Origin of the sequence: Xanthomonas sp. DAR 34887, from assembly GCF_041245805.1 — a bacterium.
Taxonomy (GTDB): domain Bacteria; phylum Pseudomonadota; class Gammaproteobacteria; order Xanthomonadales; family Xanthomonadaceae; genus Xanthomonas_A; species Xanthomonas_A tesorieronis.
Map to the genome: position 1 here is coordinate 1,140,523 of NZ_CP162490.1, position 21,856 is coordinate 1,162,378.

At 68.2% G+C, this 21,856-nt stretch carries 21 protein-coding genes; 13 read left to right on the plus strand and 8 right to left on the minus strand.

Going from position 1 to position 21,856, the window contains the following annotated elements; genetic code table 11:
• Nucleotides 1–84: 84 nt before the first annotated feature.
• The 5 genes from hemW to rph are packed head-to-tail and all read right to left on the minus strand — an operon-like array spanning nt 85 to nt 3,259.
• Nucleotides 85–1,236: a radical SAM family heme chaperone HemW gene (gene hemW / locus AB3X08_RS04870; RefSeq protein WP_369936626.1), complete on the minus strand. Its 1,152-nt coding sequence runs from the start codon at nt 1,234–1,236 to the stop codon at nt 85–87.
• Nucleotides 1,237–1,243: 7 nt separating this feature from the next.
• Nucleotides 1,244–1,537: an antibiotic biosynthesis monooxygenase family protein gene (locus tag AB3X08_RS04875; RefSeq protein WP_369936628.1), complete on the minus strand. Its 294-nt coding sequence runs from the start codon at nt 1,535–1,537 to the stop codon at nt 1,244–1,246.
• A gap of 11 nt (nt 1,538–1,548) precedes the next feature.
• On the minus strand, nt 1,549–2,148 hold the full coding sequence (gene rdgB / locus AB3X08_RS04880) for an RdgB/HAM1 family non-canonical purine NTP pyrophosphatase (protein WP_369936630.1): 600 nt from the start codon (nt 2,146–2,148) through the stop codon (nt 1,549–1,551).
• On the minus strand, nt 2,145–2,537 hold the full coding sequence (locus AB3X08_RS04885; RefSeq protein ID WP_369936632.1) for a VOC family protein: 393 nt from the start codon (nt 2,535–2,537) through the stop codon (nt 2,145–2,147). The genes rdgB and AB3X08_RS04885 overlap by 4 nt, the downstream gene beginning before the upstream one ends.
• Entirely contained in the window at nt 2,534–3,259 is a 726-nt protein-coding gene (gene rph, locus AB3X08_RS04890) for a ribonuclease PH (RefSeq protein WP_184411979.1), read from the minus strand. Before rph ends, AB3X08_RS04885 begins: the two co-directional genes overlap by 4 nt.
• Before the next feature lie 109 nt (nt 3,260–3,368).
• Here rph and AB3X08_RS04895 point away from each other — a divergent pair, with 109 nt between their 5' ends.
• The 9 genes from AB3X08_RS04895 to AB3X08_RS04935 all read left to right on the plus strand — a co-directional run bounded on the left by AB3X08_RS04895 (nt 3,369) and on the right by AB3X08_RS04935 (nt 13,725).
• Complete coding sequence (locus AB3X08_RS04895) at nt 3,369–4,229, plus strand: YicC/YloC family endoribonuclease (RefSeq protein ID WP_369936634.1); 861 nt, start codon at nt 3,369–3,371, stop codon at nt 4,227–4,229.
• Nucleotides 4,230–4,382: 153 nt separating this feature from the next.
• On the plus strand, nt 4,383–5,012 hold the full coding sequence (gmk, locus tag AB3X08_RS04900; RefSeq protein WP_046980815.1) for a guanylate kinase: 630 nt from the start codon (nt 4,383–4,385) through the stop codon (nt 5,010–5,012).
• Between the two features lie 112 nt (nt 5,013–5,124).
• Nucleotides 5,125–5,424: a DNA-directed RNA polymerase subunit omega gene (gene rpoZ / locus AB3X08_RS04905; protein WP_010343101.1), complete on the plus strand. Its 300-nt coding sequence runs from the start codon at nt 5,125–5,127 to the stop codon at nt 5,422–5,424.
• A 101-nt stretch (nt 5,425–5,525) separates the two neighbouring features.
• On the plus strand, nt 5,526–7,697 hold the full coding sequence (locus AB3X08_RS04910) for a RelA/SpoT family protein (RefSeq protein ID WP_369936636.1): 2,172 nt from the start codon (nt 5,526–5,528) through the stop codon (nt 7,695–7,697).
• Nucleotides 7,698–7,985: 288 nt separating this feature from the next.
• A complete protein-coding gene (locus AB3X08_RS04915) occupies nt 7,986–8,369 on the plus strand; it encodes a RidA family protein (RefSeq protein ID WP_369936638.1) in 384 nt (127 codons plus the stop codon).
• Between the two features lie 9 nt (nt 8,370–8,378).
• Nucleotides 8,379–10,535, plus strand: coding sequence for an ATP-dependent DNA helicase RecG (recG, locus tag AB3X08_RS04920; RefSeq protein WP_369938426.1), 2,157 nt, complete (start codon nt 8,379–8,381; stop codon nt 10,533–10,535).
• Between the two features lie 274 nt (nt 10,536–10,809).
• Nucleotides 10,810–11,748, plus strand: coding sequence for a nucleoside hydrolase (locus tag AB3X08_RS04925; protein WP_369936639.1), 939 nt, complete (start codon nt 10,810–10,812; stop codon nt 11,746–11,748).
• Between the two features lie 150 nt (nt 11,749–11,898).
• The gene (locus tag AB3X08_RS04930) at nt 11,899–12,141 is read left to right on the plus strand and encodes a type B 50S ribosomal protein L31 (protein WP_184411972.1); all 243 of its coding nucleotides are present in this window, start codon (nt 11,899–11,901) and stop codon (nt 12,139–12,141) included.
• Nucleotides 12,142–12,435: 294 nt separating this feature from the next.
• On the plus strand, nt 12,436–13,725 hold the full coding sequence (locus AB3X08_RS04935; RefSeq protein WP_184411971.1) for a citrate synthase: 1,290 nt from the start codon (nt 12,436–12,438) through the stop codon (nt 13,723–13,725).
• A 704-nt stretch (nt 13,726–14,429) separates the two neighbouring features.
• Here the strand turns inward: AB3X08_RS04935 and AB3X08_RS04940 are convergent.
• From AB3X08_RS04940 to AB3X08_RS04950, 3 genes are all read right to left on the minus strand, one after another.
• Nucleotides 14,430–15,248, minus strand: a complete 819-nt coding sequence (locus AB3X08_RS04940; protein ID WP_369936640.1) for a DMP19 family protein — start codon at nt 15,246–15,248, stop codon at nt 14,430–14,432.
• 56 nt (nt 15,249–15,304) lie between these two features.
• Complete coding sequence (locus tag AB3X08_RS04945) at nt 15,305–15,952, minus strand: hypothetical protein (RefSeq protein ID WP_369936641.1); 648 nt, start codon at nt 15,950–15,952, stop codon at nt 15,305–15,307.
• Nucleotides 15,953–16,153: 201 nt separating this feature from the next.
• Nucleotides 16,154–18,583: a penicillin-binding protein 1A gene (locus AB3X08_RS04950; RefSeq protein ID WP_369936642.1), complete on the minus strand. Its 2,430-nt coding sequence runs from the start codon at nt 18,581–18,583 to the stop codon at nt 16,154–16,156.
• Nucleotides 18,584–18,800: 217 nt separating this feature from the next.
• On the opposite strand from AB3X08_RS04950, the gene AB3X08_RS04955 reads away from it, so the two are divergent.
• The 4 genes from AB3X08_RS04955 to AB3X08_RS04970 are packed head-to-tail and all read left to right on the plus strand — an operon-like array spanning nt 18,801 to nt 21,836.
• Nucleotides 18,801–19,859 (plus strand): pilus assembly protein PilM, encoded by a 1,059-nt coding sequence (locus tag AB3X08_RS04955; protein WP_369936643.1) that lies wholly within the window; start codon nt 18,801–18,803, stop codon nt 19,857–19,859.
• Nucleotides 19,859–20,629 (plus strand): PilN domain-containing protein, encoded by a 771-nt coding sequence (locus AB3X08_RS04960; protein ID WP_369936645.1) that lies wholly within the window; start codon nt 19,859–19,861, stop codon nt 20,627–20,629. The genes AB3X08_RS04955 and AB3X08_RS04960 overlap by 1 nt, the downstream gene beginning before the upstream one ends.
• Nucleotides 20,626–21,300 (plus strand): type 4a pilus biogenesis protein PilO, encoded by a 675-nt coding sequence (locus AB3X08_RS04965; protein ID WP_369936647.1) that lies wholly within the window; start codon nt 20,626–20,628, stop codon nt 21,298–21,300. Before AB3X08_RS04960 ends, AB3X08_RS04965 begins: the two co-directional genes overlap by 4 nt.
• Entirely contained in the window at nt 21,297–21,836 is a 540-nt protein-coding gene (locus AB3X08_RS04970) for a pilus assembly protein PilP (RefSeq protein WP_369936648.1), read from the plus strand. The genes AB3X08_RS04965 and AB3X08_RS04970 overlap by 4 nt, the downstream gene beginning before the upstream one ends.
• The last annotated feature ends 20 nt before the right edge of the window (nt 21,837–21,856 follow it).

A 21,856-nucleotide genomic window follows, 5' to 3' on the forward strand; every position in this document is an offset into this window, starting at 1 on the left:
GTGATCGCCGTTTGATTTTCCGGGTCCGGTATGTAGCACGTTTCTGGCGGCGCAACCATGTCGGCGGCCGCCGGGCACCGCGTTTCAGAGCATGAACAGGGCGACCACGTCGTTGGTGAAGCGCCGTCCCAGTTCGGTCGGCAGCGCATGCCCGGATTCCACCTGTAGCCAGCCCTGCGCCTGCGCCTGGGCCAGCGCCGGGGCGATCGCCTCCGGGTCCAGGCCGGTGCGCACGGCGAAGTCGCGCAACGCGAAGCCCTGGTTCAGGCGCAGCGCATTGAGCATGTAGTCGAAGGGGCGCCGCTCGGCGCCGATCCACTCGTCGCCGCCGATCGCCGCCGGGGTGCCGGCGGCGGCCAGGAACGCCTGCGGATGCTTGGTCTTCCAGCGGCGCAGGATGCTCTGCTCGGCGCCGGAGCTGATCTTGCCATGGGCGCCCGCGCCGATGCCCAGGTAATCGCCGAACTTCCAGTAGTTGAGGTTGTGCGCGCACTGGTAGCCGTCGCGGGCGTAGGCGCTGACTTCGTACTGGGCGTAGCCGGCGGCGGCCAGCAGCGCCTGGCAGCGCTCCTGCATGTCCCAGGCGTCGTCGTCCTCGGGAATGCCCTGCGGCGGGCGCGCGGCGAACACCGTGTTCGGTTCCAGGGTCAGCTGGTAGTGGCTGATGTGGGTGGGCTGCAGCGCCAGTGCGCGGGCGATGTCGGCCTCCGCCCCAGCCAGGGTCTGCTGCGGCAGCGCGTACATCAGGTCCAGGTTGAGGTTGGTGTAGCCGGCGTCCTGCGCCAGCTTCACCGCGCGCTCGGCGTCGGCGCTGTCGTGGATCCGGCCCAGGCGCTGCAGCGCGGCGTCGTCGAAGCTCTGGATGCCGAAGCTGAGCCGGTTGACCCCGGCCGCCAGGTAGCGGTCGAAGCGCCCGTGCTCGGCGGTGCCCGGGTTGGTCTCCAGGGTGATTTCCAGGTTCGGCGCGAAGCGCAGGCGCGCGCTGGCCGCCTGCAGGAAACGGTCGATCGCCTCGGCCGGAAACAGGCTGGGGGTGCCGCCGCCGAAGAACACGGTCTGTACGGTGCGGCCCCAGACCAGCGGCAGGTCCTGGTCCAGGTCGCGGATCAGCGCGTCCACGTAGTCGTCGAACGGCAGCGCGCCCTTGGCCGCATGCGAGTTGAAGTCGCAGTACGGGCATTTGCGCACGCACCAGGGCAGGTGCACGTACAGCGACAGCGGGGGCGGGATCAGCATGATCGCGTCAGCGGGTCCAGTAGCCCACGCAGCGCTCGGCCGTGGTCAGCGCTGCGCTGAGCCGGTCGAGCTGCGCGTAGCGTTCGCGGCCGTACGCCAGGCAGTGCGCGTAATCGGCTTCGTCGCGCCAGCGGTCGATGCTCAGGTAGGCGCCGGACGCCTGCGCGCGCAGCAGTTCGGTGCTCAGATAGCCCGGGAATTCGGCGAACAGCGCGGCCCAGCCGCCATCAGCGGCATACAGCGCCTCGAATGCCGGCGCCTGGCCCTCGGCTACCTCGTATTCCCAGATCGTGACGAACATCGGTGTCTCCCTCAGGTGTTCCAATGCGCCAGTTGCTTGCGCAGCAGCGCCAGCGCCTGGCCGCGGTGGCTGATCCGGTTCTTCAGCGCCAGCGGCATCTGCGCCGCGCTCTGGCCGTGGTCCGGATCGAAGAACACCGGATCGTAGCCGTGGCCGCCGTCGCCGGCGCGCGCATGCAGGATGCGCCCGCGCCAGCTGCCTTCCACCAGCAGCGGTTGCGGGTCTTCGGCGTGCCGCAGCAGTACCAGCACGCAATAGAAATGCGCGGTGCGTTGCGCGTCGGGCACATCGCGCAGCGCGTGCAGCAGCTTGTCGATGTTGGCCGCGGCATTGCCGTGTTCGCCGGCGTAGCGCGCCGAGTACAGCCCGGGTGCGCCGCGCAGCGCGTCCACGCAGATGCCAGAGTCGTCGGCCAGCGCCGGCAGGCCGGTGACCTGGGCGGCGTGGCGCGCTTTCAGCAGCGCATTCTCGACGAAGGTCAGGCCGGTCTCGTCGGCATCGCGCACGCCGAGCGTGGACTGCGCGACCAGGTCGATGCCGGCGCCGTCGAGCAGCGCATGCAGTTCTTCGAGCTTGCCGGCATTGCTGCTGGCCAGGACCAGTGTCTTCATTGCTTGGGTTCCAGCAGGTCCCACTTGGTGCCGTACAGGTCGCGGAACACGGCGACCGTGCCATAGGCTTCCGTGCGCGGGGATTCGAGAAACTCCACGCCCTGCGCCAGCATCGCGGCGTGGTCGCGGGCGAAATCGTCGGTGTACAGGAAGTGGTCCACGCGCCCGCCGGTCTGGTCGCCGATCCGCGCGCGCTGGGCCGCGTCGCCCGGCTCGGCCAGCAGCAGCGCGGCATCGTCGCTGCCGCCCGGGCCGACCACCACCCAGCGCTTGCCGTCGCCGAGCGCCACATCCTGCAGCAGGGCGAAGCCGAGCTTGCCGGTGTACCAGGCGATCGCCGCGTCGTAGTCGGCCACGAGCAGCGTGGTCAGTGCGATCCGTCGCTTCACCGGGCCAGGGCCTCGCGTTGGGCGGCGAGCAGTTGGCCGATGCCGGTTTCGGCCAGGGCCAGCAGCGCATCCAGTTCGTCGCGGCGGAACGCATGGCCTTCGGCGGTGCCCTGCAGTTCGATGAAGCCGCCGCCGTCGTTCATCACCACGTTCATGTCGGTGTCGCAGTCGCTGTCCTCGGCGTAATCCAGATCCAGCACCGGCGTGCCGCGGTAGACGCCGACCGAGACTGCAGCGACCGCGCCGAGCACCACCGGCTTCTTCAGGTCGCCGCGCTTCTGCAGCCAGTTCACTGCGTCCATCAGCGCCACATAGGCGCCGGTGATGGCCGCGGTGCGGGTGCCGCCGTCGGCCTGCAACACGTCGCAATCCAGGGTAATGGTGCGCTCGCCCAGCGCATTGCGGTCCACGCAGGCGCGCAGCGCGCGGCCGATCAGGCGCTGGATTTCCAGCGTGCGCCCGCCCTGTTTGCCGCGCGCGGCCTCGCGGTCGGAGCGCGAATGGGTGGCGCGCGGCAGCATGCCGTATTCCGCAGTGACCCAGCCTTCGCCCTTGCCGCGCAGGAAGCCCGGCACCCGGTTCTCCACGCTCGCGGTGCACAGCACACGGGTGTCGCCGAAGCTGACCAGCACCGAGCCTTCGGCGTGGCGGGTGAAGGCGCGTTCGATGCGCACCGGGCGCAGTTGATCGGCCGTGCGGCCACTGGGACGGGAAAAGGTCATGGGGAGCGATCCGGAGGTGTCGTGAGGGCCGGGCGCGGCAGCGGGCCGGGCCGTGGGAGCGGAGAGGCGCTAGGTTACCATTCGCGCTTTGCACGCACCGGAACTGCACATGATCCGCAGCATGACCGCCTTCGCCGGCGCCGAGCGCATCACTCCCTGGGGCACGCTGGGCTGCGAACTGCGCTCGGTCAACCACCGTTTCCTGGAAGTGGGCGTGCGCCTGCCGGAAGAGCTGCGCGCGCTGGAGCCGCAATTGCGCGAACGCCTGGCCGCCCGCGTCAGCCGCGGCAAGCTGGACCTGATGCTGCGCCTGCGCGCGCCGGACGCGGCGCAGTCGCTGGCGGTGAACGAGCCGCTGGTCGAACAACTGGCGGTGCTTGCGCAGCGGCTGGGCGCGCGTTTCCCGCAGCTGCAGGTGCAGTTCGCCGACCTGCTGCAGCTGCCCGGCGTGCTGCAGGGCCAGGCGGTCGACCCGGCCGCGCTGCAGGCGCAGGCGCTGGAGCTGCTGGACGAGGTGGTGGCCGAGTTCGTCGCCGCGCGCGAGCGCGAGGGCGGCAAGCTGGCCGCGGCGATCGTCGAGCGGGTCGATGCGGTGGAGCGCATCGCCGCCGAGGTCAAGCAACTGATCCCGGCCATCCGCGAAGGGCAGCGCGCCAAGCTGGCCGCGCGCCTGGCCGACCTGCCGCATCCGGTCGATCCCGGCCGCGCCGAGCAGGAACTGGTGCTGTGGCTGCAGAAACTCGATGTGGACGAAGAACTGGACCGGCTCGGCAGCCACATCAAGGAGATCCGCCGGGTGCTGCGTCAGCCCGAGCCGGCCGGCCGGCGCCTGGATTTCCTGCTGCAGGAATTCAACCGCGAAGCCAACACCCTGGGTTCCAAGTCGGTGGACAGCCGCACCTCCAACGCGGCGGTGGAGCTGAAGGTGCTGATCGACCAGATCCGCGAGCAGGTGCAGAATCTCGAATAGCCGGGATGAGGGGATTCGGGATTGGGGATTGGCACAGCGGATCCCGGCGTCGGCCGGGTCGCGCTCAATACCGGGTAGCATATTGTCCCCGTGGGTGCTGGCCCGCGGCCCTGTTCGCGAATCCCGATTCCCCAATCCCGAATCCCTGATCCTATGCGCGGCACTCTCTACATCGTCGCGGCGCCTTCCGGCGCCGGCAAGAGCAGCATCGTCAACGCCACCCTGGCGCGCGATCCGCAGATCGCCCTGTCGATCTCGTTCACTTCGCGTGCGCCGCGGCCGGGCGAGCGCCATGCCGAGCACTACCACTTCGTGTCCGCCGACGCGTTCCAGGGCATGATCGATGCCGGCGACTTCTTCGAGTACGCCCGCGTTCACGGCGACTGGAAGGGCACCGCGCGGCAATCGGTGGAGCCGCAGCTGGCGGCCGGTCATGATGTGCTGCTGGAAATCGACTGGCAGGGCGCGCGCCAGGTGCGGGCCAAGGTGCCCGACGCGGTCAGCGTGTTCATCCTGCCGCCATCGCGGGCGGCGCTGGAGCAGCGCATGCGCAAGCGCGGCCAGGACAGCGAGGCGGTGATCGCGCAGCGGCTGGCCGCGGCGCGCGAGGAGATGTCGCACTACGCCGACTTCGACTACGTGATCGTCAACGAGGACTTCGACACCGCGGTGGACGAGATGTGCGCGATCTTCGTCGCCAGCCGCCTGCGGCGCCTGCCGCAACAGCAGCGCCATGCCGACCTGATCGCCGCGCTGCTCGACCAGGATCAGGCAACTGGCTGATTCCAAAGGAAACTGAATGGCGGCAGGTTGATTTCGGCCGGCCCTGGTCCTACAATCGCCGCCCTTTCCCTCATTCGAGCGCGTGGCCGTTGCCGGCCCGCCGGGAGCCCGCATGGCCCGCATCACCGTAGAAGATTGCCTGGAAGTCGTTAACAACCGTTTCGAACTGGTCATGATGGCGTCCAAGCGCGCCCGCCAGCTCGCCAACGGCGTGCAGGCCACCCTCGACAACACCGAATCGGCCGACAAGCCGACGGTGCTGGCGCTGCGCGAGATCGCCGCGCGCAAGATCGACAACGCGCTGATCGACGAAGTCGAGAAGGCCGAACGCGAGCGCGCCGAGCGCGAAGCGCTGGAGTGGGCCGCGGCCGAGGTCGTCGCCGACGAAGACATGTCCAAGAACGACGACTGATCGCCTCGCCGCGCTCGGAGCGTCTGCCGAACAGCCCGCATCCGCGGGCTGTTTCGTTTTGCGGGTTTGCCGTCCTTGCGCCGCTGGCATAGTCTTCGCGCATGAACCCAGGCCCTTCTGCCCAGGTCGCCGCCGCCGCGCCGTCGCCGGCCAACGAGGCGATCCCCGACTACGTTCTGCAACTCGAACGCAGCGCCAGCTATCTGCCGGCCGAGCAGATCCCGCTGCTGCGGCGCGCGTGGGAAGTGGGCGCGGCCGCGCATGCCGGACAGACCCGCAAGTCGGGCGAGCCCTACATCACCCATCCGGTGGCGGTGGCCGGCGTGCTGGCCGAACTCGGCCTGGACGTGGAGGCGCTGATCGCGGCGATCCTGCACGACACCATCGAAGACACGCCGCTGACCCGCGCCGAACTGGCCGCCGAATTCGGCGAGGCGGTGGCCGAACTGGTCGATGGCGTCACCAAGCTGGACAAGCTGAAGTTCCGCGACCGCCAGGAAGCGGCGGCCGAGAGCTTCCGCAAGATGCTGCTGGCGATGTCGCGCGACCTGCGCGTGATCATGATCAAGCTCGCCGACCGCCTGCACAACATGCGCACGCTCGGCGCGCAGAGCGCCGAGGCGCGCGGCCGCATCGCCCGCGAGACGCTGGAGATCTACGCGCCGATCGCCCAGCGCCTGGGCATGAGCCTGATGAAGTCCGAGCTGCAGAACCTCGGTTTCCGCGCGCTGCACCCGTGGCGCCACGCGATCATCGAAAAGCACATCCGCAGCCAGCCGGTGGTGCGCCGCGAGTCGATGGCGCAGGTGGAGGTGCAGCTGTCGCAGCGGCTGGCAAAGGAAGGGCTGGAGCACCGCCTGGTCAGCCGCATCAAGACCCCGTGGAGCATCTACAACAAGATGCGCGACGAGAACAAATCCTTCGACCAGGTGATGGACGTGTTCGGCTTCCGCCTGGTGGTGCGCGGGGTGCCGGACTGCTACCACGCGCTGGGCGCGGTGCACGCCACGTTCAAGCCGCTGGATGCGCGTTTCCGCGACTTCATCGCCATTCCCAAGGCCAACGGCTACCAGTCGCTGCACACGGTGCTGTTCGGCCCTTACGGCTCGCCGATCGAGGTGCAGATCCGCACCGAGGAAATGGACCTGATCGCCGAGCGCGGCGTGGCCGCGCACTGGACCTACAAGTTCGGCGGCGATTCGCCCAACAGCGCGCAGAGCCGTGCGCATGCGTGGATCGTGGAATTGATCGAATCGCAGCGCGCCGCCGGTTCGTCGCTGGAGTTCCTGGACAACGTCAAGGTCGATCTGTTCCCGGACGAGGTCTACCTGTTCACGCCCAAGGGCAAGATCCTGGCGCTGCCGCGCAACTCCACCGCGCTGGATTTCGCCTATGCGGTGCATACCGACGTCGGCAACCGCGCGGTGGCCTCGCGGGTGGACAAGAAACTGGTGCCGCTGCGCACCAAGCTGGTCAGCGGACAGACCGTGGAAGTGATCACCGCGCGGTCGGCCACGCCCAAGCCGCAGTGGCTGGAGTTCGTGGTCAGCAGCAAGGCGCGTACCGCGATCCGCCACCAGCTCAAGCAGCTCGAGCACGAGGATGCGGTGCAGCTCGGCCACCGCATGCTCGACCGCGCGCTGGAGGCGATGGACAGCGCGCTGGAGCGCTTGCCGAAGGGACGCCTGGACTCGTTCCTCAGCGAGCACCGCTATCCGCGCCTGGAGGCGTTGCTGGCCGACATCGCGCTGGGCAACTGGATGCCGAACCAGGCCGCGCAGGCGCTGATGGCCTATGCGGAACTGCGCGGCGGCGGCCTGTCCAAGCATTCGCAGGAAAAGATCCTGATCAACGGCACCGAGCGCGGCGTGGTCAGCTTCGCCAACTGCTGCCAGCCGATTCCCGGCGACGAGATCATGGGCTACCACACCGCCGGCAAGGGCATCGTCGTGCACCGGCTGGATTGCCCGAACCTGGCCGAACTGCGCAAGTCGCCGGAGCGCTGGGTGCCGATCGGCTGGGACACCAGCGTCATCGGCGACTACGACACCGCGCTGGTGGTGGACGTGGAGAATCGCACCGGCGTACTGGCGCAGCTGGCCGCGGCGATCGCGCAGAGCCAGTCCAACATCGAGCGCGTGGACTACCTGGATCGCGATTTCAACGCCGCGGTGCTGCGCTTCAACATCCAGGTGCGCGACCGCAACCACCTGGCCGAAGTGATGCGCCGCCTGCGGCGGCTGACGGCGGTGCAGAGCGTGCGCAGGCAGTAGTGGGGCCGGGCTCGGGCTGGTCGCAAGTGCGCTGCATTTCGCCTTTCTGTAGGAGCGGCTTCAGCCGCGACGCCTTCCCGGTAAAGCGTCGCGGCTGAAGCCGCTCCTACAGAAAAGCGGTCGATCGGCAGCTGCAAGAAGCCGCTTCCTTCTAAGGAATCGGCGCTTTCAAGCCGTTTGACAGCGATATGCGGCGAGGCATCATCCTGCCGTCCCGAGTCCCGAGTCCCGAGTCCCGAGTCCCGAGTCCCGAGTAAAATACCCATTCCCTTTTCCGTTGGAGCCGCCATGTCCCGCCAGATCATCCACACCGAGCAGGCGCCGGCCGCGATCGGCCCGTATTCGCAGGCGGTGCGCGCCGGCAACACGGTGTATTTCTCCGGGCAGATTCCGCTGGATCCGGCCACCGGCGACGTCGTGCCCGGCGATATCGGCGCGCAGGCGCGTCGCGCGTTCGACAACCTCAAGGCGGTGGCCGAAGCGGCCGGCGGTTCGCTCGACCGGATCGTGCGGCTGGGCCTGTACCTGACCGACCTGTCGCAGTTCGCCCAGGTCAACGCGGTGATGCAGGACTATTTCCAGGCGCCGTTCCCCGCGCGTTCCACCGTCGAAGTGTCCGCGCTGCCGAAGGGCGTCGGCTTCGAGGTCGATGCGGTGATGGTGCTCGACTGACCCTTGCCCGTGCCGCGTGTGCAGGTTCCGGCGCCGGCGCTGTCGGCGGCAGGCGAGGCGCCGTTGTCGGCGCTGCCGGGCGTCGGCCCGAAGGTCGCCGAGAAGTTCGCCGCGCGCGGCCTGCTGACCCTGCAGGACCTGTGGCTGCACCTGCCGCTGCGCTATGAGGACCGCACCCGGCTGACCCCGGTGGCGGCGCTGCAGCCGGGCGTCCCGGCACAGGTCGAAGTGCGGGTGGAGGCGGTGGACCGCGGTTTCCGCTACCGGCCGATGCTGCGCGTGGCGGTCGCCGACGATTCGCGCGCCACGTTGGTGCTGCGCTTCTTCCAGTTCCGCGCCGCGCAGGTGGCGCAGTTCGCGGTGGGCGCGCGGCTGCGCGCGTTCGGCACGCCCAAGCCGGGCCAGCACGGCCTGGAGATCGTGCACCCGAGTTACCAGATCCTCGGCGGCGACGAAATCGCGGGCCTGGACGACAGCCTGGACCCGGTGTATCCGGCGGTCGAAGGCATCGGCCCGGCGACGCTGCGCAAGCTGATCGGGCAGGCGCTGGACCGGTTGCCCGAGGAGGCGTCGCTGGAGCTGTTGCCGGCCGCGTTGCTGGCCGAACTGGGCCTGCCGTCGCTGCGCAGCGCGCTGCTGGTCGCGCACCGGCCGCCGCCGCAGGCCGATCTGGGCGCGCTCGCCGCCGGCCTGCATCCGGCGCAACAGCGGTTGGCGCTGGAAGAATTGCTGGCCCACCACCTGAGCCTGCGCCGCCAGCGCATCGCGCTGCAGCGGCAGCGTTCGCCGTCGCTGCGCGGGCGCGGCCTGCTGGCCAAGCGCCTGCAGCAGTCGCTGCCGTTCCAGCTCACCGGCGCGCAGCAGCGGGTGTTCGCGCAGATCCGCGCCGATCTGGAAAACCCTTCGCCGATGCTGCGCCTGGTGCAGGGCGACGTCGGCAGCGGCAAGACCGTGGTCGCGGCGCTGGCGGCGATGCTGGCGGTGGACAAGGGCAAGCAGGCGGCGCTGGCGGCGCCGACCGAATTGCTCGCCGAACAGCACCTGGCCAACCTGCGCGCCTGGCTGGAGCCGCTCGGCATCCGCGTCGCCTGGCTGGCCGGCAAGGTCACCGGCAAGGCGCGCGCCGCGGTGCTGGCGCAGATCGCCTCGGGCGAAGCGCAGGTGGTGGTCGGCACGCATGCGCTGATGCAGGCGGCGGTGACCTTCCACGACCTGGCCCTGGCCATCGTCGACGAGCAGCACCGCTTCGGCGTGCACCAGCGCCTGGCCTTGCGCGACAAGGGCGCCACCGGTGCCGGCGTGCCGCATCAACTGGTGATGACCGCCACGCCGATCCCGCGCACGCTCGCGATGGCCGCGTACGCGGACCTGGACGTGTCGGCGATCGACGAGTTGCCGCCCGGGCGCACGCCGGTGCAGACCATCGTGCTCAGCGCCGAGCGCCGCCCGGAGCTGGTGCAGCGCATCCGCGTGGCCTGCGCCGAAGGCCGCCAGGCGTACTGGGTGTGCACCTTGATCGACGAAGCCGAGGAGGGCGACAAGCCGGCGCCGGGGCAGGGCGGAGGTGCGGGCAACCGCATCGATGCCAGTGCCGCGCAGGCCACCTACGAAGCCTTGTCGGCGCAATTGCCGGAGCTGAAGGTGGGGCTGGTGCACGGGCGCATGAAGGGTGCCGAGAAGCAGGCGGCGATGCGCGCGTTCAAGCAGGGCGAGATCGACCTGCTGGTCGCGACCACGGTCATCGAGGTCGGCGTCGACGTGCCCAATGCCTCGCTGATGATCATCGAGAACGCCGAGCGGCTGGGCCTGGCGCAGCTGCACCAGCTGCGCGGCCGGGTCGGGCGCGGCGCGGCCGCGTCGAGCTGCGTGCTGATGTACCAGGCGCCGTTGTCGGCGATGGCGCGGGAGCGGCTGCAGACCATGCGCCAGACCAACGACGGCTTCGTCATCGCCGAGAAGGACCTGGAACTGCGCGGGCCGGGCGAGTTGCTCGGCACCCGCCAGACCGGCCTGGCCGCGTTCCGCGTCGCCGACCTGGCCCGCGACGCGGGCCTGTTGCCGCGGGTGCATGCACTGGCCGACCGGCTGCTGGCCGACTCGCCGGCCCTGGCCGATCGCATCGTCGCGCGCTGGGTGGGCGGCGCGGCGCGGTTCGCGGGGGCATGAGGGGCCGAGATTCGGCATGACCAGCCTGCGGCTGTTTAAAGCCGGGATTGGGGATTCGCAAAAGCGGCATCGCCACGTCTTCGTTCGTAGGGCGGCTTCAGCCGCGATGGGGCTTTCCCGGTAACGCCGGCCGCGGCTGAAGCCGCTCCTACGACGGAGCGCGGTAGCGCCGCCTTTGCGAATCCCCACTCCCGAATCCCCAATCCCCGCTCCTTCCCATGCCCGCCCCGCGATGCCAGACTCGGCGGCCGAACGGACTGACGAAGAATCACGCATGAGCGACAAGATTCCCCTGTTGATCGACACCGATCCCGGCGTGGACGATGCCCTGGCCCTGCTGATGGCTTTCGCCGACGACCGCCACGACGTGGTCGGCCTGACCATCGCCGCCGGCAACGTCGGCCTGCAGCACACCGTGCGCAATGCGCTGAAGGTGTGCGAAGTGGCTGGGCGCGAGGACGTGCCGGTGTTCGCCGGCTGCGCCGATCCGCTGCTGCATCCGGCGGTGGACGCCGCCCATGTGCATGGCCTGGACGGTTTCGGCGATGTCGGCCTGGCGCCGGCGGCGCGCACCGCCGAGTCCGAACACGCGGCGCTGGCGATCCTGCGCCTGTCGCACCAGTACGCCGGCTCGCTGCTGCTGGTCGCGCTCGGTCCGCTGACCAACCTCGCGCTGGCGCTGAAACTGGATCCGACCCTGCCGCAGCGGGTGCGCCGTTTCGTGGTGATGGGCGGGGCGATCACCTGCCACGGCAACATCACCCCGGCTGCCGAGTTCAACATCGCCTTCGATCCGGAAGCGGCGCATATCGTGTTTTCCGGGTTCCCGCACATCGAGGTCGCCGACTGGGAGGCCACCGTCGCGCATGGCCTGCCGCATCGCGAGGTCGAGCAATGGCTGGCCGCGGACGCCGACAAGGCGCGCTTCTACGAGGAGATCTCGCGCAAGACCCGGCTGTGGTCGGAGGATTCGCGCGGCGAGCACTGGTACGCCGCCGATGCGCTGGCAATGGCCTGGGCGCTGCAGCCCGAGGGCGCGCTGGAGGTGCAGTCGCGGCCGCTGCAGGTCGAGCTGGCCGGGGTCCACAGCCGCGGCGCCACCCTGGTCGACTGGAACCGCCAGCTCGGCCTGGCCGACAACGCGGCGATGCTGATCCGCTACGACCAGGCCCGGTTCCAGGCGCTGGCGCGCGCGGCGGTCGGCGCCGGTTGAGCGGGCCGGAGACGCCCGGGCGTGGTCGGGGCTCCTCCCCGAGCCCAGGCCCCGGCGGGCCGTGAATTCGGCGCAAGTTGTTCTTGCGCGCAGGCCCGGTGAGTTGCTATAGTTTCCCTCTTGTCCAGCAGCCCCCTACGGTGCGAGCCCATGAAGGCCGACATCCATCCCAAGTACCACAACGTCGTTTTTCACGACGTCACCTCCGATTTCAAGATCCTGACCCGTTCGACCATGTCCTCGAAAGAGACGGTCAAGTGGGAGGACGGCGAAGAATATCCGCTGGTCAAGGTCGAAATTTCCTCGTCTTCGCATCCGTTCTATACGGGCAAGCACAAGGTCATCGACACCAGCGGCCGCATCGACAAGTTCCAGAAGCGCTACGCGCGCTGATCGAGCGGTCGAAGTGGTAAAGGACGGCCGCGCCCTGCGCGGCCGTCTTTTTTGCGTCTCCGGAAAATGTCGCCGCGCGGTCGCGCTGGCGGTTTGTACACATCCTTCCCGTCCTGGCTATGGCGAGGGCGCAACGCTGTGTCCCCAGTGGCACCCATCCTGCGGCGCGAGGACGAGCAACGACTCAAATGTTGCTGTGCGATAATGGCGCGATCCGTGGTAATTGCCGTGGACTTCCTTCACGCGTCTGTTCGCAAAGTACGGGCAGGCGCCTTCCACTGAGGAGCGCACACTGTGTCCGATCTTGATCAGGTCACGCTGAATGCCGGCGACAAGTCGGTCGTTCTGCCGGTACTCAAACCCACCTTGGGCAACGATTGCGTCGACATTTCCAAGTTGACCAAAGAAACCGGTCTGTTCACCTACGACTCGGGCTTCACCGCGACCGCCAGCTGCAAGTCGGCGATCACCTACATCGACGGCGACAACGGCGTGCTGCTGTACCGCGGCTACCCGATCGAGCAGCTGGCCGAGAAGTCCAACTTCCTCGAAGTGGCCTACCTGCTGATGAACGGCGAGCTGCCCACCGCCGACGAATTCAAGAAGTTCGACCACGAAGTGACGCATCACACGATGATGCACGAGTCGCTGAAGAACTTCCTCGGCGGCTTCCGCCACGACGCGCACCCGATGGCGATGATGGCCGGCACCGTGGCCTCGCTGTCGGCGTTCTACCACGACACGCTGGACCTCAACGATCCGGAGCAGCGGCGCCTGGCCGCGATCCGCCTGATCGCCAAGGTGCCGACGATCGCCGCTGCGGCGCACCGCTATTCGATCGGCTGGCCGATCCGCTACCCGCGCAACAACCTCGGCTACGTCGAGCGCTTCCTGCACATGATGTTCGAAGTGCCGAGCGAGCAGCTGGAGATGAATCCGGTCGTGGCCAAGGCGCTGGACCTGCTGTTCATCCTGCATGCGGACCACGAGCAGAACGCCTCGACCTCGACCGTGCGTCTGGTCGGCTCCACCGGCGCCAACCCGTACGCGTCCGTCGCCGCGGGCATCACCGCGCTGTGGGGCCCGGCGCATGGCGGCGCCAACGAAGCCGTGCTGAAGATGCTGGAAGAAATCGGCACCGCCGACAACGTCGAGAGCGCCGTGGCCAAGGCCAAGGACAAGAACTCGAGCTTCCGCCTGATGGGCTTCGGCCACCGCGTCTACAAGAACTTCGATCCGCGCGCCAAGATCATCCGCGAGATGACCCACAAGGTGCTGGGCGAACTGGGCGTCAACGATCCGCTGCTGGAAGTGGCGCTGAAGCTGGAAGAGGCCGCGCTGAAGGACGACTACTTCGTGCAGCGCAAGCTGTACCCGAATGTCGACTTCTACTCGGGCATCATCTACAAGGCGCTGAACATTCCGGTGGAGATGTTCACCGTGATGTTCGCCATCGCGCGCACCGCGGGTTGGGTGTCGCATTGGCTGGAACAGCAGGTCGATCCGGAAATGAAGATCGGCCGCCCGCGCCAGATCTACACCGGCTACGACAAGCGCGACTACAAGGCCGACGGCCAGCGCTGATCGCGCTGCCTTCGGTTTGTCGCGAAAACGCCCCGCTTTGCGGGGCGTTTTTTATGGGGTGGACCGCGATGCGATGATCTTCCGCAGTCCTCTTGTCGTGACTGATGGACTGGGATCGTCTGGCGCGCACAAAGACATGCGTGCACTCACCGCGCTGAAGCGCTTCGTGTGCGAGAAGGTTCGGCCCGGACAGTGTTGGCAGCTGCAAGGTCTGCCGCTTCCTTGGTCGCGACTTAAGGGCGCCTCTAATAACCCCCAAAGCATGTCGATGCACTTGCGAGATGCCGACACGCCCAGCCTGCAGGTTTCGGCATCGGGACGTTCGAGATGCCATGGAGTGGCAAAGGCGCACTGGCGGTGTACTTGGTGGCGTTGCGCCCGCGTTTGTCATGGACGCCTTGGCATCACGGCCGCTTCGTCTTCCTGTCGCGGCTGAAGCCGCTCCTACAAGAGCAAGGCGCGCATGTGTAGGAGCGGCTTCAGCCGCAACAGACAAAAGGAACACGCCATCGCCACGTGCAGCGTGCAGTTTCCGGAATGGGTTTTTAGAGGTGTCCTTAAGCCGCTTCTACAGGGCGCGCGCGGCCGACTCGCTGGCAGCACTGTGCTGCGACCTCAGATGGGCCGGGACCAACCCGATGCCGTTTCCGCGGAGTTGCTCCCGCGGCACGCGGGGCGGAGCGGCAGACCTGGATCGCGATGCCCTACAGCTGCGCTGGCACTTCGATCTGCGTCACCAGCGCATGGCTGTCGGCCTGGTGCATGCGCGCGGTGCCGTCCAGGTCGAGCAGGTAGAAGTGGCCGCGGTCGGTCAGGAAATGCCAGGCCAGCACCTGGCTGCCATTGTGCTGGTGGCTCGGGTCGCCGGCAGTGACGCGGTCCAGCGTGTGTCCGCTGTCGGCGCATAGGCGGCGGATCAGTTTCATGTAACGCGGCTCGTTCTCCAGCGCCGCGGCGATGCGCTCGAGGCGATCGGGCAGGGCGGCGCCGCGGCGCTGGACCTCGGCCTGCATCTCCTCGATCGACAGCGCCACCAGTTGCGGATGCGCGCGCAGCCAGGCCGAATTCAGCGCGATCAGGTCTTCCTCTTCGGCCAGCGCGAAGAACGCATCGCCATGCCGGTCGAGCGCATCGCGCGCCGGGTTGTCGCCGAAGTATTCGCCATCCATGAATGCCTGCAGCGTGTCCTCGTCCATCCGTTCGAGCAGCGCGCGGCTGGCGGCGTACAGCGCCGCATGCCGAGGTGCCTGCATCGCCTGCAGTCCGCGTCCCACCTGGTCCAGTACCAGCGGATCGGCGTTGCAGTTGTAGACGAATTGGGCGAAGCCGCCGTTTTCCACTTGCGCCACGTAGAAGTCGACGTAGTAGCTGCACATCGCATCGGCGGCGATCTCGTCCGGACGCAGCCACTGGTCGAGCTGGGCGTTGATGAAGCTGATGTTGGACTGGATCGGCGCGTACGCGTCGTCGCTATCGAGACTGTTGCGCGAGACGACGATGGCGTCGGGCGGAATGGCGGGCATGCAGCTAGGTCCGTTGGCGGAAGGAATCGGTGCGCGGAGCGCGGCGCGCGCTGCGCTCAGCGGCGCTGCTGGTAGTCGGCGATGTCCTGCTCGGTCAGCAACTGCCGCAGCTGGCTTTCCGAGGCGCGCCGCATCGGTTTCTCGTCGACCTGCGACAGCGGCGCCTGGCGCAGCGCGTCGTAGGGCAGCACGGTCAGGTCGAAGGTCAGTTCCTCGGCGGCGAACACCCACACCGGGAAGTCCTCGCTGCGTTCGCGGTCCAGGCGCAATCGGCGCGTGCGCGATTCGGCCGGGATCCGGTGCTCTTCGAGGAAGCGCGCCACCGCATCGGCGTCGTCGCTGTGCAGGTGCAACTGCACCGGGCTGTTGGCATCGGCGGTGCCGTCGTACACCGGACCGACCAGGCGCGGGGCGAAGCCATGCAGGAAGTCCATCGCGCGCAACGCCGCCTCGCGACGCAGGCGCAGGCCGCCGGCGTGGTCGGGTCCAGCGAACAGGCGCTGGTACTCGCGCAGCGCATCCTCGATCTCGCGGTTGCGCGGCAGCGAGGCGTCGTCGTGGATGCCGAGCCGCTCGGCGGCCTTCAGCTTGGCCTGGTGGAAGTCGCGGATGCCGCCTTCGGCCATCAGCCGGGCGGCTTCGTGGGCCAGCCGGCGGCGGCGTTCGTGCGTGCGGGTCTGGGCATGTTGCCGAGCGTGATGCATGGGGCCGCCTCCCTCAAAGCCTGACCCGACTGTACAGCAGCGCGGTGACAGCGGCATGCAGCGCGATGACGCGCTGGGCGGCCGCGGCTGTCCGCGCGGCATCTCGGCGACGCGGCGTCCGCCGGTGTCGATACCGCCTATCGCCGCCTCGGCATCGGGACCCGCCGCGTCCCGAGTCCCCGGTCCCACGTTTCGCGCCCGTCAGAAAATATCGAACGCCGCGTCGTCGGTCTTCTGGTCCTGCAGGCCGTAGTCGAAGTCCTGGATGCGATCCATGTCCTCGACCTTGACCCACTCGGTGGCGCCGTTGAGCGTGGCCTGGACCATGCCGGCCGGCGGATCGTTGCTGGCGATCGGCTTGTCCTTCAGTGCTACGCGCATGTAGTCGATCCAGATCGGCAGCGCCGCCTTGCCGCCGTACTCGCGGTAGCCGAGCGAACGAAAATCGTCGCGGCCGACCCACACGGTGGTCACGTAGGGGCCGCCGAAGCCGGAGAACCAGGCGTCGCGGTGGTCGTTGGTGGAGCCGGTCTTGCCGCCGACGTCCTCGCGACCCAGCACCTTGGCCGCGGTGCCGGTGCCGCGCTGGACCACGTCGCGCATCATCGAGACCAACTGGTAGGCGGTACGTTCGTCGATCGCGCGCGGTGCCACCTTGGCCTCGGGATCGGTCGCCGGCGCGGTCTCGGCCGGGGTCGCAGCGGCGGTGGCCGCCGGCTTGGGCGCCGGCGGCGGCGTCGCCGCGCCGAAGTTGAAGCCGTCGACGACCTGGCTGGCCGGCGTGACGCTGCCGCCGACGCTGCCGCAGCTGCGGCAGGCGGTGGGCGGGTGCTCCTGGAACAGCACGTTGCCGTCGCGGTCGGTGACCTTGTCGATGATCCAGGGGTCCACCCGCGAGCCGCCGTTGGCGAATACCGCATAGCCGCGCGCCACCGACAGCGGGGTCAGCGAGGCGGTACCCAGCGACATCGACAGGTTGGGCGGCAGCTCGGCTTCCTGGAAGCCGAACTGGCTGATGTACTTGCGCGCGAAGTCCACGCCGATGCTGTCGAGCAGGCGCACCGAGACCAGGTTGCGCGACTGCACCAGCGCCTCGCGCAGGCGCATCGGGCCGCGGAAGCCGCCGCCGTCGTTCTGCGGCGACCAGGTCTTGCCGCGGCGGTCGCGGAACACCACCGGCGCGTCGAGCACGATCGAGGCCGGGTTGAAGCCCTTCTCAAACGAGGCCGCGTACAGGAACGGCTTGAAGCTGGAACCCGGCTGGCGCCGCGCCTGGGTGGCGCGGTTGAACTTGTTGCCGGCATAGCTGAAGCCGCCGACCAGGGCGCGCAATGCGCCGTTGCTGGCGTCCAGCGATACCAGCGCCGATTGCCCGCGCGGCAGCTGGGTGATTTCCCATTCGCCCGGCTTGTCGCCGGCCTGGATCCGTACCAGGTCGCCACGCTTGAGCAGGGCGGCCGGGCTGCGCCCGGTCCAGCGGCTGGACGCGACCGGCAGCACCAGTTCGCTCTTGTTGGCCAGCACCACGGTCGCGCTGCCGTCGCTGCCGGTGGCGGCGACGATGCTCGGCACCATTCCGCCCTGCACGTAGCTGCCGGTCAGATGGCTGGCCAGCGCCGCGGCGTCGGCGTCGGCGGCCACGTCGAAATGCTTCTCCACCCCGTTCCAGCCATGGCGGCGGTCGTAGATCACCAGGCCCTTGCGCACCGCGGCATTGGCCGCGGCCTGCAGCTCCGCGTCGATCGTGGTGGTCACGTGGTAGCCCTTGTCGAGCACGTCGCCGCCGAAGCGGGCGATCATCTCCTGGCGCACCAGCTCGGCCACGTAGGGCGACTCGACCTCGACCGGGCGCTCGTGCGGGGCCGCGTGCATCGGCACCGCCTTGGCGGCGTCGGCCTCGGCCTGGGTGACGAAGCCCAGCGCGGCCATGCGGCTGAGGACGTAGTTGTCGCGGCGCTGCTTGGCGCGCTCGGGATTGCTGATCGGGTTGCCGCTGGACGGGAACTTGGGGATGCCGGCCAGCGAGGCCATTTCGTCCAGGCTCAGTTCGTTGAGCTTCTTGCCGTAGTAGTACTCGGCGGCGGCGGCGATGCCGTAGGCGCGGTTGCCGAAGAAGCTCTTGTTGAGATACAGCTCGAAGATCTCGTCCTTGCTCAGCTCGGCCTCGATCTTGCGCGCCAGCAGGATCTCGGCCAGCTTGCGGGTATAGCTGTACTCCGAGCTCAGGAAGAACTGGCGGGCGACCTGCTGGGTGATGGTCGAACCGCCAGGCACGCGCTTGTCGTTGGTGGTGGCCAGCAGCCACACCGCGCGGGCGATGCCTTTGTAGTCGACCCCGCCGTGCTGGTAGAAGCGGGCGTCCTCGGTGGCCAGGAACGCCTGCTTCAGCTGCTCCGGCACGTCCTTCATGGTGATCGGATAGCGCCGGGTCTCGCCGAACAGGGCCATCAGCTTGCCGTCGCTGGCATAGACGTACATGGGCTCCTGCAGCTCCACCTGGCGCAGCGTCTGCACGTCCGGGAGCTTGGAGGAAACGACGTAATACAGCCCGCCGGCGGCGGCTGCTCCGATCAGGGCGAGGACGACGAACGTGACCAGCGCCCAGCGCAGCCAACGACGAAAACGGGGCATCGAGAGAGATTCCGATTGCAGATTTCTTGGGCGCAGAGTATAGAGTACGCCGGGGAAAGGCTGGGGCCGATTCCGGGGATGCGACCGGTTTGCTGCCACGGGATGTGTTGTGACCTAGGTCGCGACATGTCCAGGGCGGTTGCCAATTGCAAAAAATTTGTTATTAATGCGTGGGCGCAACATTGCCGTCCAAGTGCCCGTCGGCAGGGGAAAATCCGTGGGGCTTATTCCAAAAAGTCAGCAACCGCTGATCGGTGTCGATATCAGTTCGACCGCGGTCAAACTGTTGCAGCTGTCCCGTAGCGGCAACCGGTTCCGCGTAGAGCACTACGCCGTGGAACCCTTGCCGCCCAACGCCGTGGTCGAGAAGAACATCGTCGAGGTCGAGGCCGTGGGCGAGGCGATCCGCCGCGCCGTGACCCGTTCCGGCACCCGCGCCAAGCATGCCGCCGCGGCGGTGGCCGGCTCGGCGGTGATCACCAAGCTGATCCCGATGCCGGCCGAGCTCGACGAGAACGAGATGGAAGCGCAGGTCGAGCTGGAGGCGGTCAACTACATTCCGTACCCGATCGACGAAGTGAACCTGGACTTCGAAGTGCTGGGGGTCATCCCCAACAACCCGGAAATGGTGCAGGTGCTGCTGGCCGCGTCGCGCTCGGAGAACGTCGAGCTGCGCCAGTCGGCGCTGGAACTGGGCGGCCTGGTCGCCAAGGTCATGGACGTGGAGGCCTTCGCGGTCGAGAACGCGTTCGCGCTGGTCGCCAGCGAGCTGCCGGTGGCGGCCGACGGCGTCGTCGCCCTGGTCGATATCGGCGCCACCATGACCACGCTCAACGTGCTGCGCAGCGGACGCAGCCTGTACAGCCGCGAACAGGTGTTCGGCGGCAAGCAGCTGACCGACGAAGTGATGCGCCGCTACGGCCTGACCTACGAGGAAGCCGGCATGGCCAAGCGCCAGGGCGGGCTGCCGGAAAGCTACGAGATCGAGGTGCTGGAGCCGTTCAAGGAAGCCACGGTGCAGCAGATCAGCCGCCTGCTGCAGTTCTTCTACGCCGGCAGCGAATTCAATCGGGTCGACCATATCGTGCTTGCCGGCGGTTGCGCGGCGCTGGCCGGGCTGCCGGAGATGGTCGAGGAACAACTGGGGGTGGCGACCGTGGTCGCCAACCCGCTGGCGCAGATGACCCTGGGACCGAAAGTCCAGGCGCATGCGCTGGCCCAGGACGCGCCGGCGCTGATGATCGCCACCGGCCTGGCTCTGAGGAGCTTCGACTGATGGCAAAAATCAATCTGCTGCCCTGGCGGGCGGAGCGGCGCAAGCAGCGCGAGCGCGAGTTCTACGCGATGCTGGGCTTCGCCGCGCTGGCCGGCGTGCTGCTGGCGATGCTGATCTGGTTCTATTACGACCGCCAGATCACCGGACAGAACGAGCGCAATGCCTATCTGCAGACCGAGATCGACAAGGTCAAGGCGCAGAACCAGGAAATCGACAAGCTCGACGAGCAGAAGCGGCGCCTGCTGGCGCGCAAGCGGGTCATCGAGGAACTGCAGGCCAAGCGCTCGCAGATGGTGCACCTGTTCGACTCGCTGGTGCGCACGATCCCCGACGGCGTGGTGCTGACCGCGGTCAAGCAGGAGGGCGACATCCTGACCCTGGAAGGGCGCTCGCAGTCCAATGCCCGGGTCAGCGCCTACATGCGCAACCTCGAGGGCTCGGGCTGGATGACCAATCCGGAGCTGTCGGTGATCGAGGCCAAGGCGCAGGAGAAGGAGGTCAAGGGGCCGATCGTCGACGCCAAGGCCTTGCCGTACGTGTTCACCCTCAAGGTCAAGCTGCCGGTGCCCGGCGATACCGCTGACGCCACGCCCGGCGCTGCCGCGCCGGCGCCAGGCGCGCCTGCCGCAGTCCCGGCGCCGGGCGCTGCCGCCGCGCCGGCACCCTCTGCCGGTCCCGCGCCTGCTGCACCGACCGCACCCACGACGCCGCCGGCCGCCGCGCCGGCGCCGCCAGCTGCCACGCCAGCGCAACAGGGACCGGCGTCATGAGCAAGAAATTCAACGTCAAAGACCTGGACTTCAACAACCTCGGCAACTGGCCGCAGCAGGCCAAGATCGGCTTCTGCGTGCTGGTCGCACTGTTCATCCTGATCCTGTCGTGGTTCTTGCTGATCAGCGACAAGCGCGACGAGCTGGGAACCTTGGAACAGAAGGAAACCGAGCTGCGCGCTTCGTTCGAGAAGGAGCAGAGCCGTGCGGTCAATCTGCAGCCGCTGAAGCAGCAGCTGGCGCAGATGGAGCAGGTGCTGCAGCAGATGCTGCGGCAGCTGCCGAGCAAGACCGAAATGCCGGACCTGATCATCGACATCTCGCAGACCGCGTTGTCCAGCGGCCTGGCCAACGAACTGTTCCAGCCGGGTCCGGAGTCGCCGAAGGAGTTCTACGCGGAGAAGCCGATCGCGCTGCGCATGGTCGGCAGCTATCACCAGTTCGGCGCTTTCGTCAGTGGCGTGGCGTCGCTGCCGCGGGTGGTGATCCTGACCATGCACGACATCAATCTGAAGCCGCGGGACAAGACCGCGGGCATTACCGCGCGCGGCGAGCTGGAGCTGTCCGGTACCGTCAAGACCTATCGCTACCTCGACGACAAGGAGATGGCGGATCAGGAGAAGGCGGCGGCCGCGGCGAAGAAGGCTTCCAAGCAAGGCGGTGGCGCATGAAGCGGCGGACCAGGGCATTCAAGTGCTTGGCGGGGCTGGCGCTGGTGGCGTTGCTCGGCGGTTGCGGCCGCGGCGTGACCAGTACTCCGGGCGATGCACCGAATCTGGAGAATTGGGTCAAGGAAGTACGCGCGCGGCCAGCGCAGCCGCTGGAGCCGCTGCCGGTGATGCAGCAGTTCGAGACCTTCGAATACGCGGCGCAGGGCCTGCGCGATCCGTTCAGCGATGCCTGGGCGAGCCCGGACGGCAACAGCGGCCTGCGCCCGGATCCGAACCGGCGCAAGGAGCCGCTGGAGCAGTTCCCGCTGGACGGCCTGAAGATGGTCGGCACGCTGGGCAACGGCGGGGGGCTGGTGGCGCTGGTGATGGCGCCGGACAAGGTGACGTATCGGGTCCGTCCGGGCATCTACATGGGGCAGAGCGATGGCCGCGTGACCGGGGTGCACGAGGATCGCATCGATTTGATTGAACTGGTGCCGGATGGCGCTGGCGGTTGGCTGGAACGTCCGGCTGCCGTGGCGCTGGACGATCAATGATTGATTATGGGGATAGCACG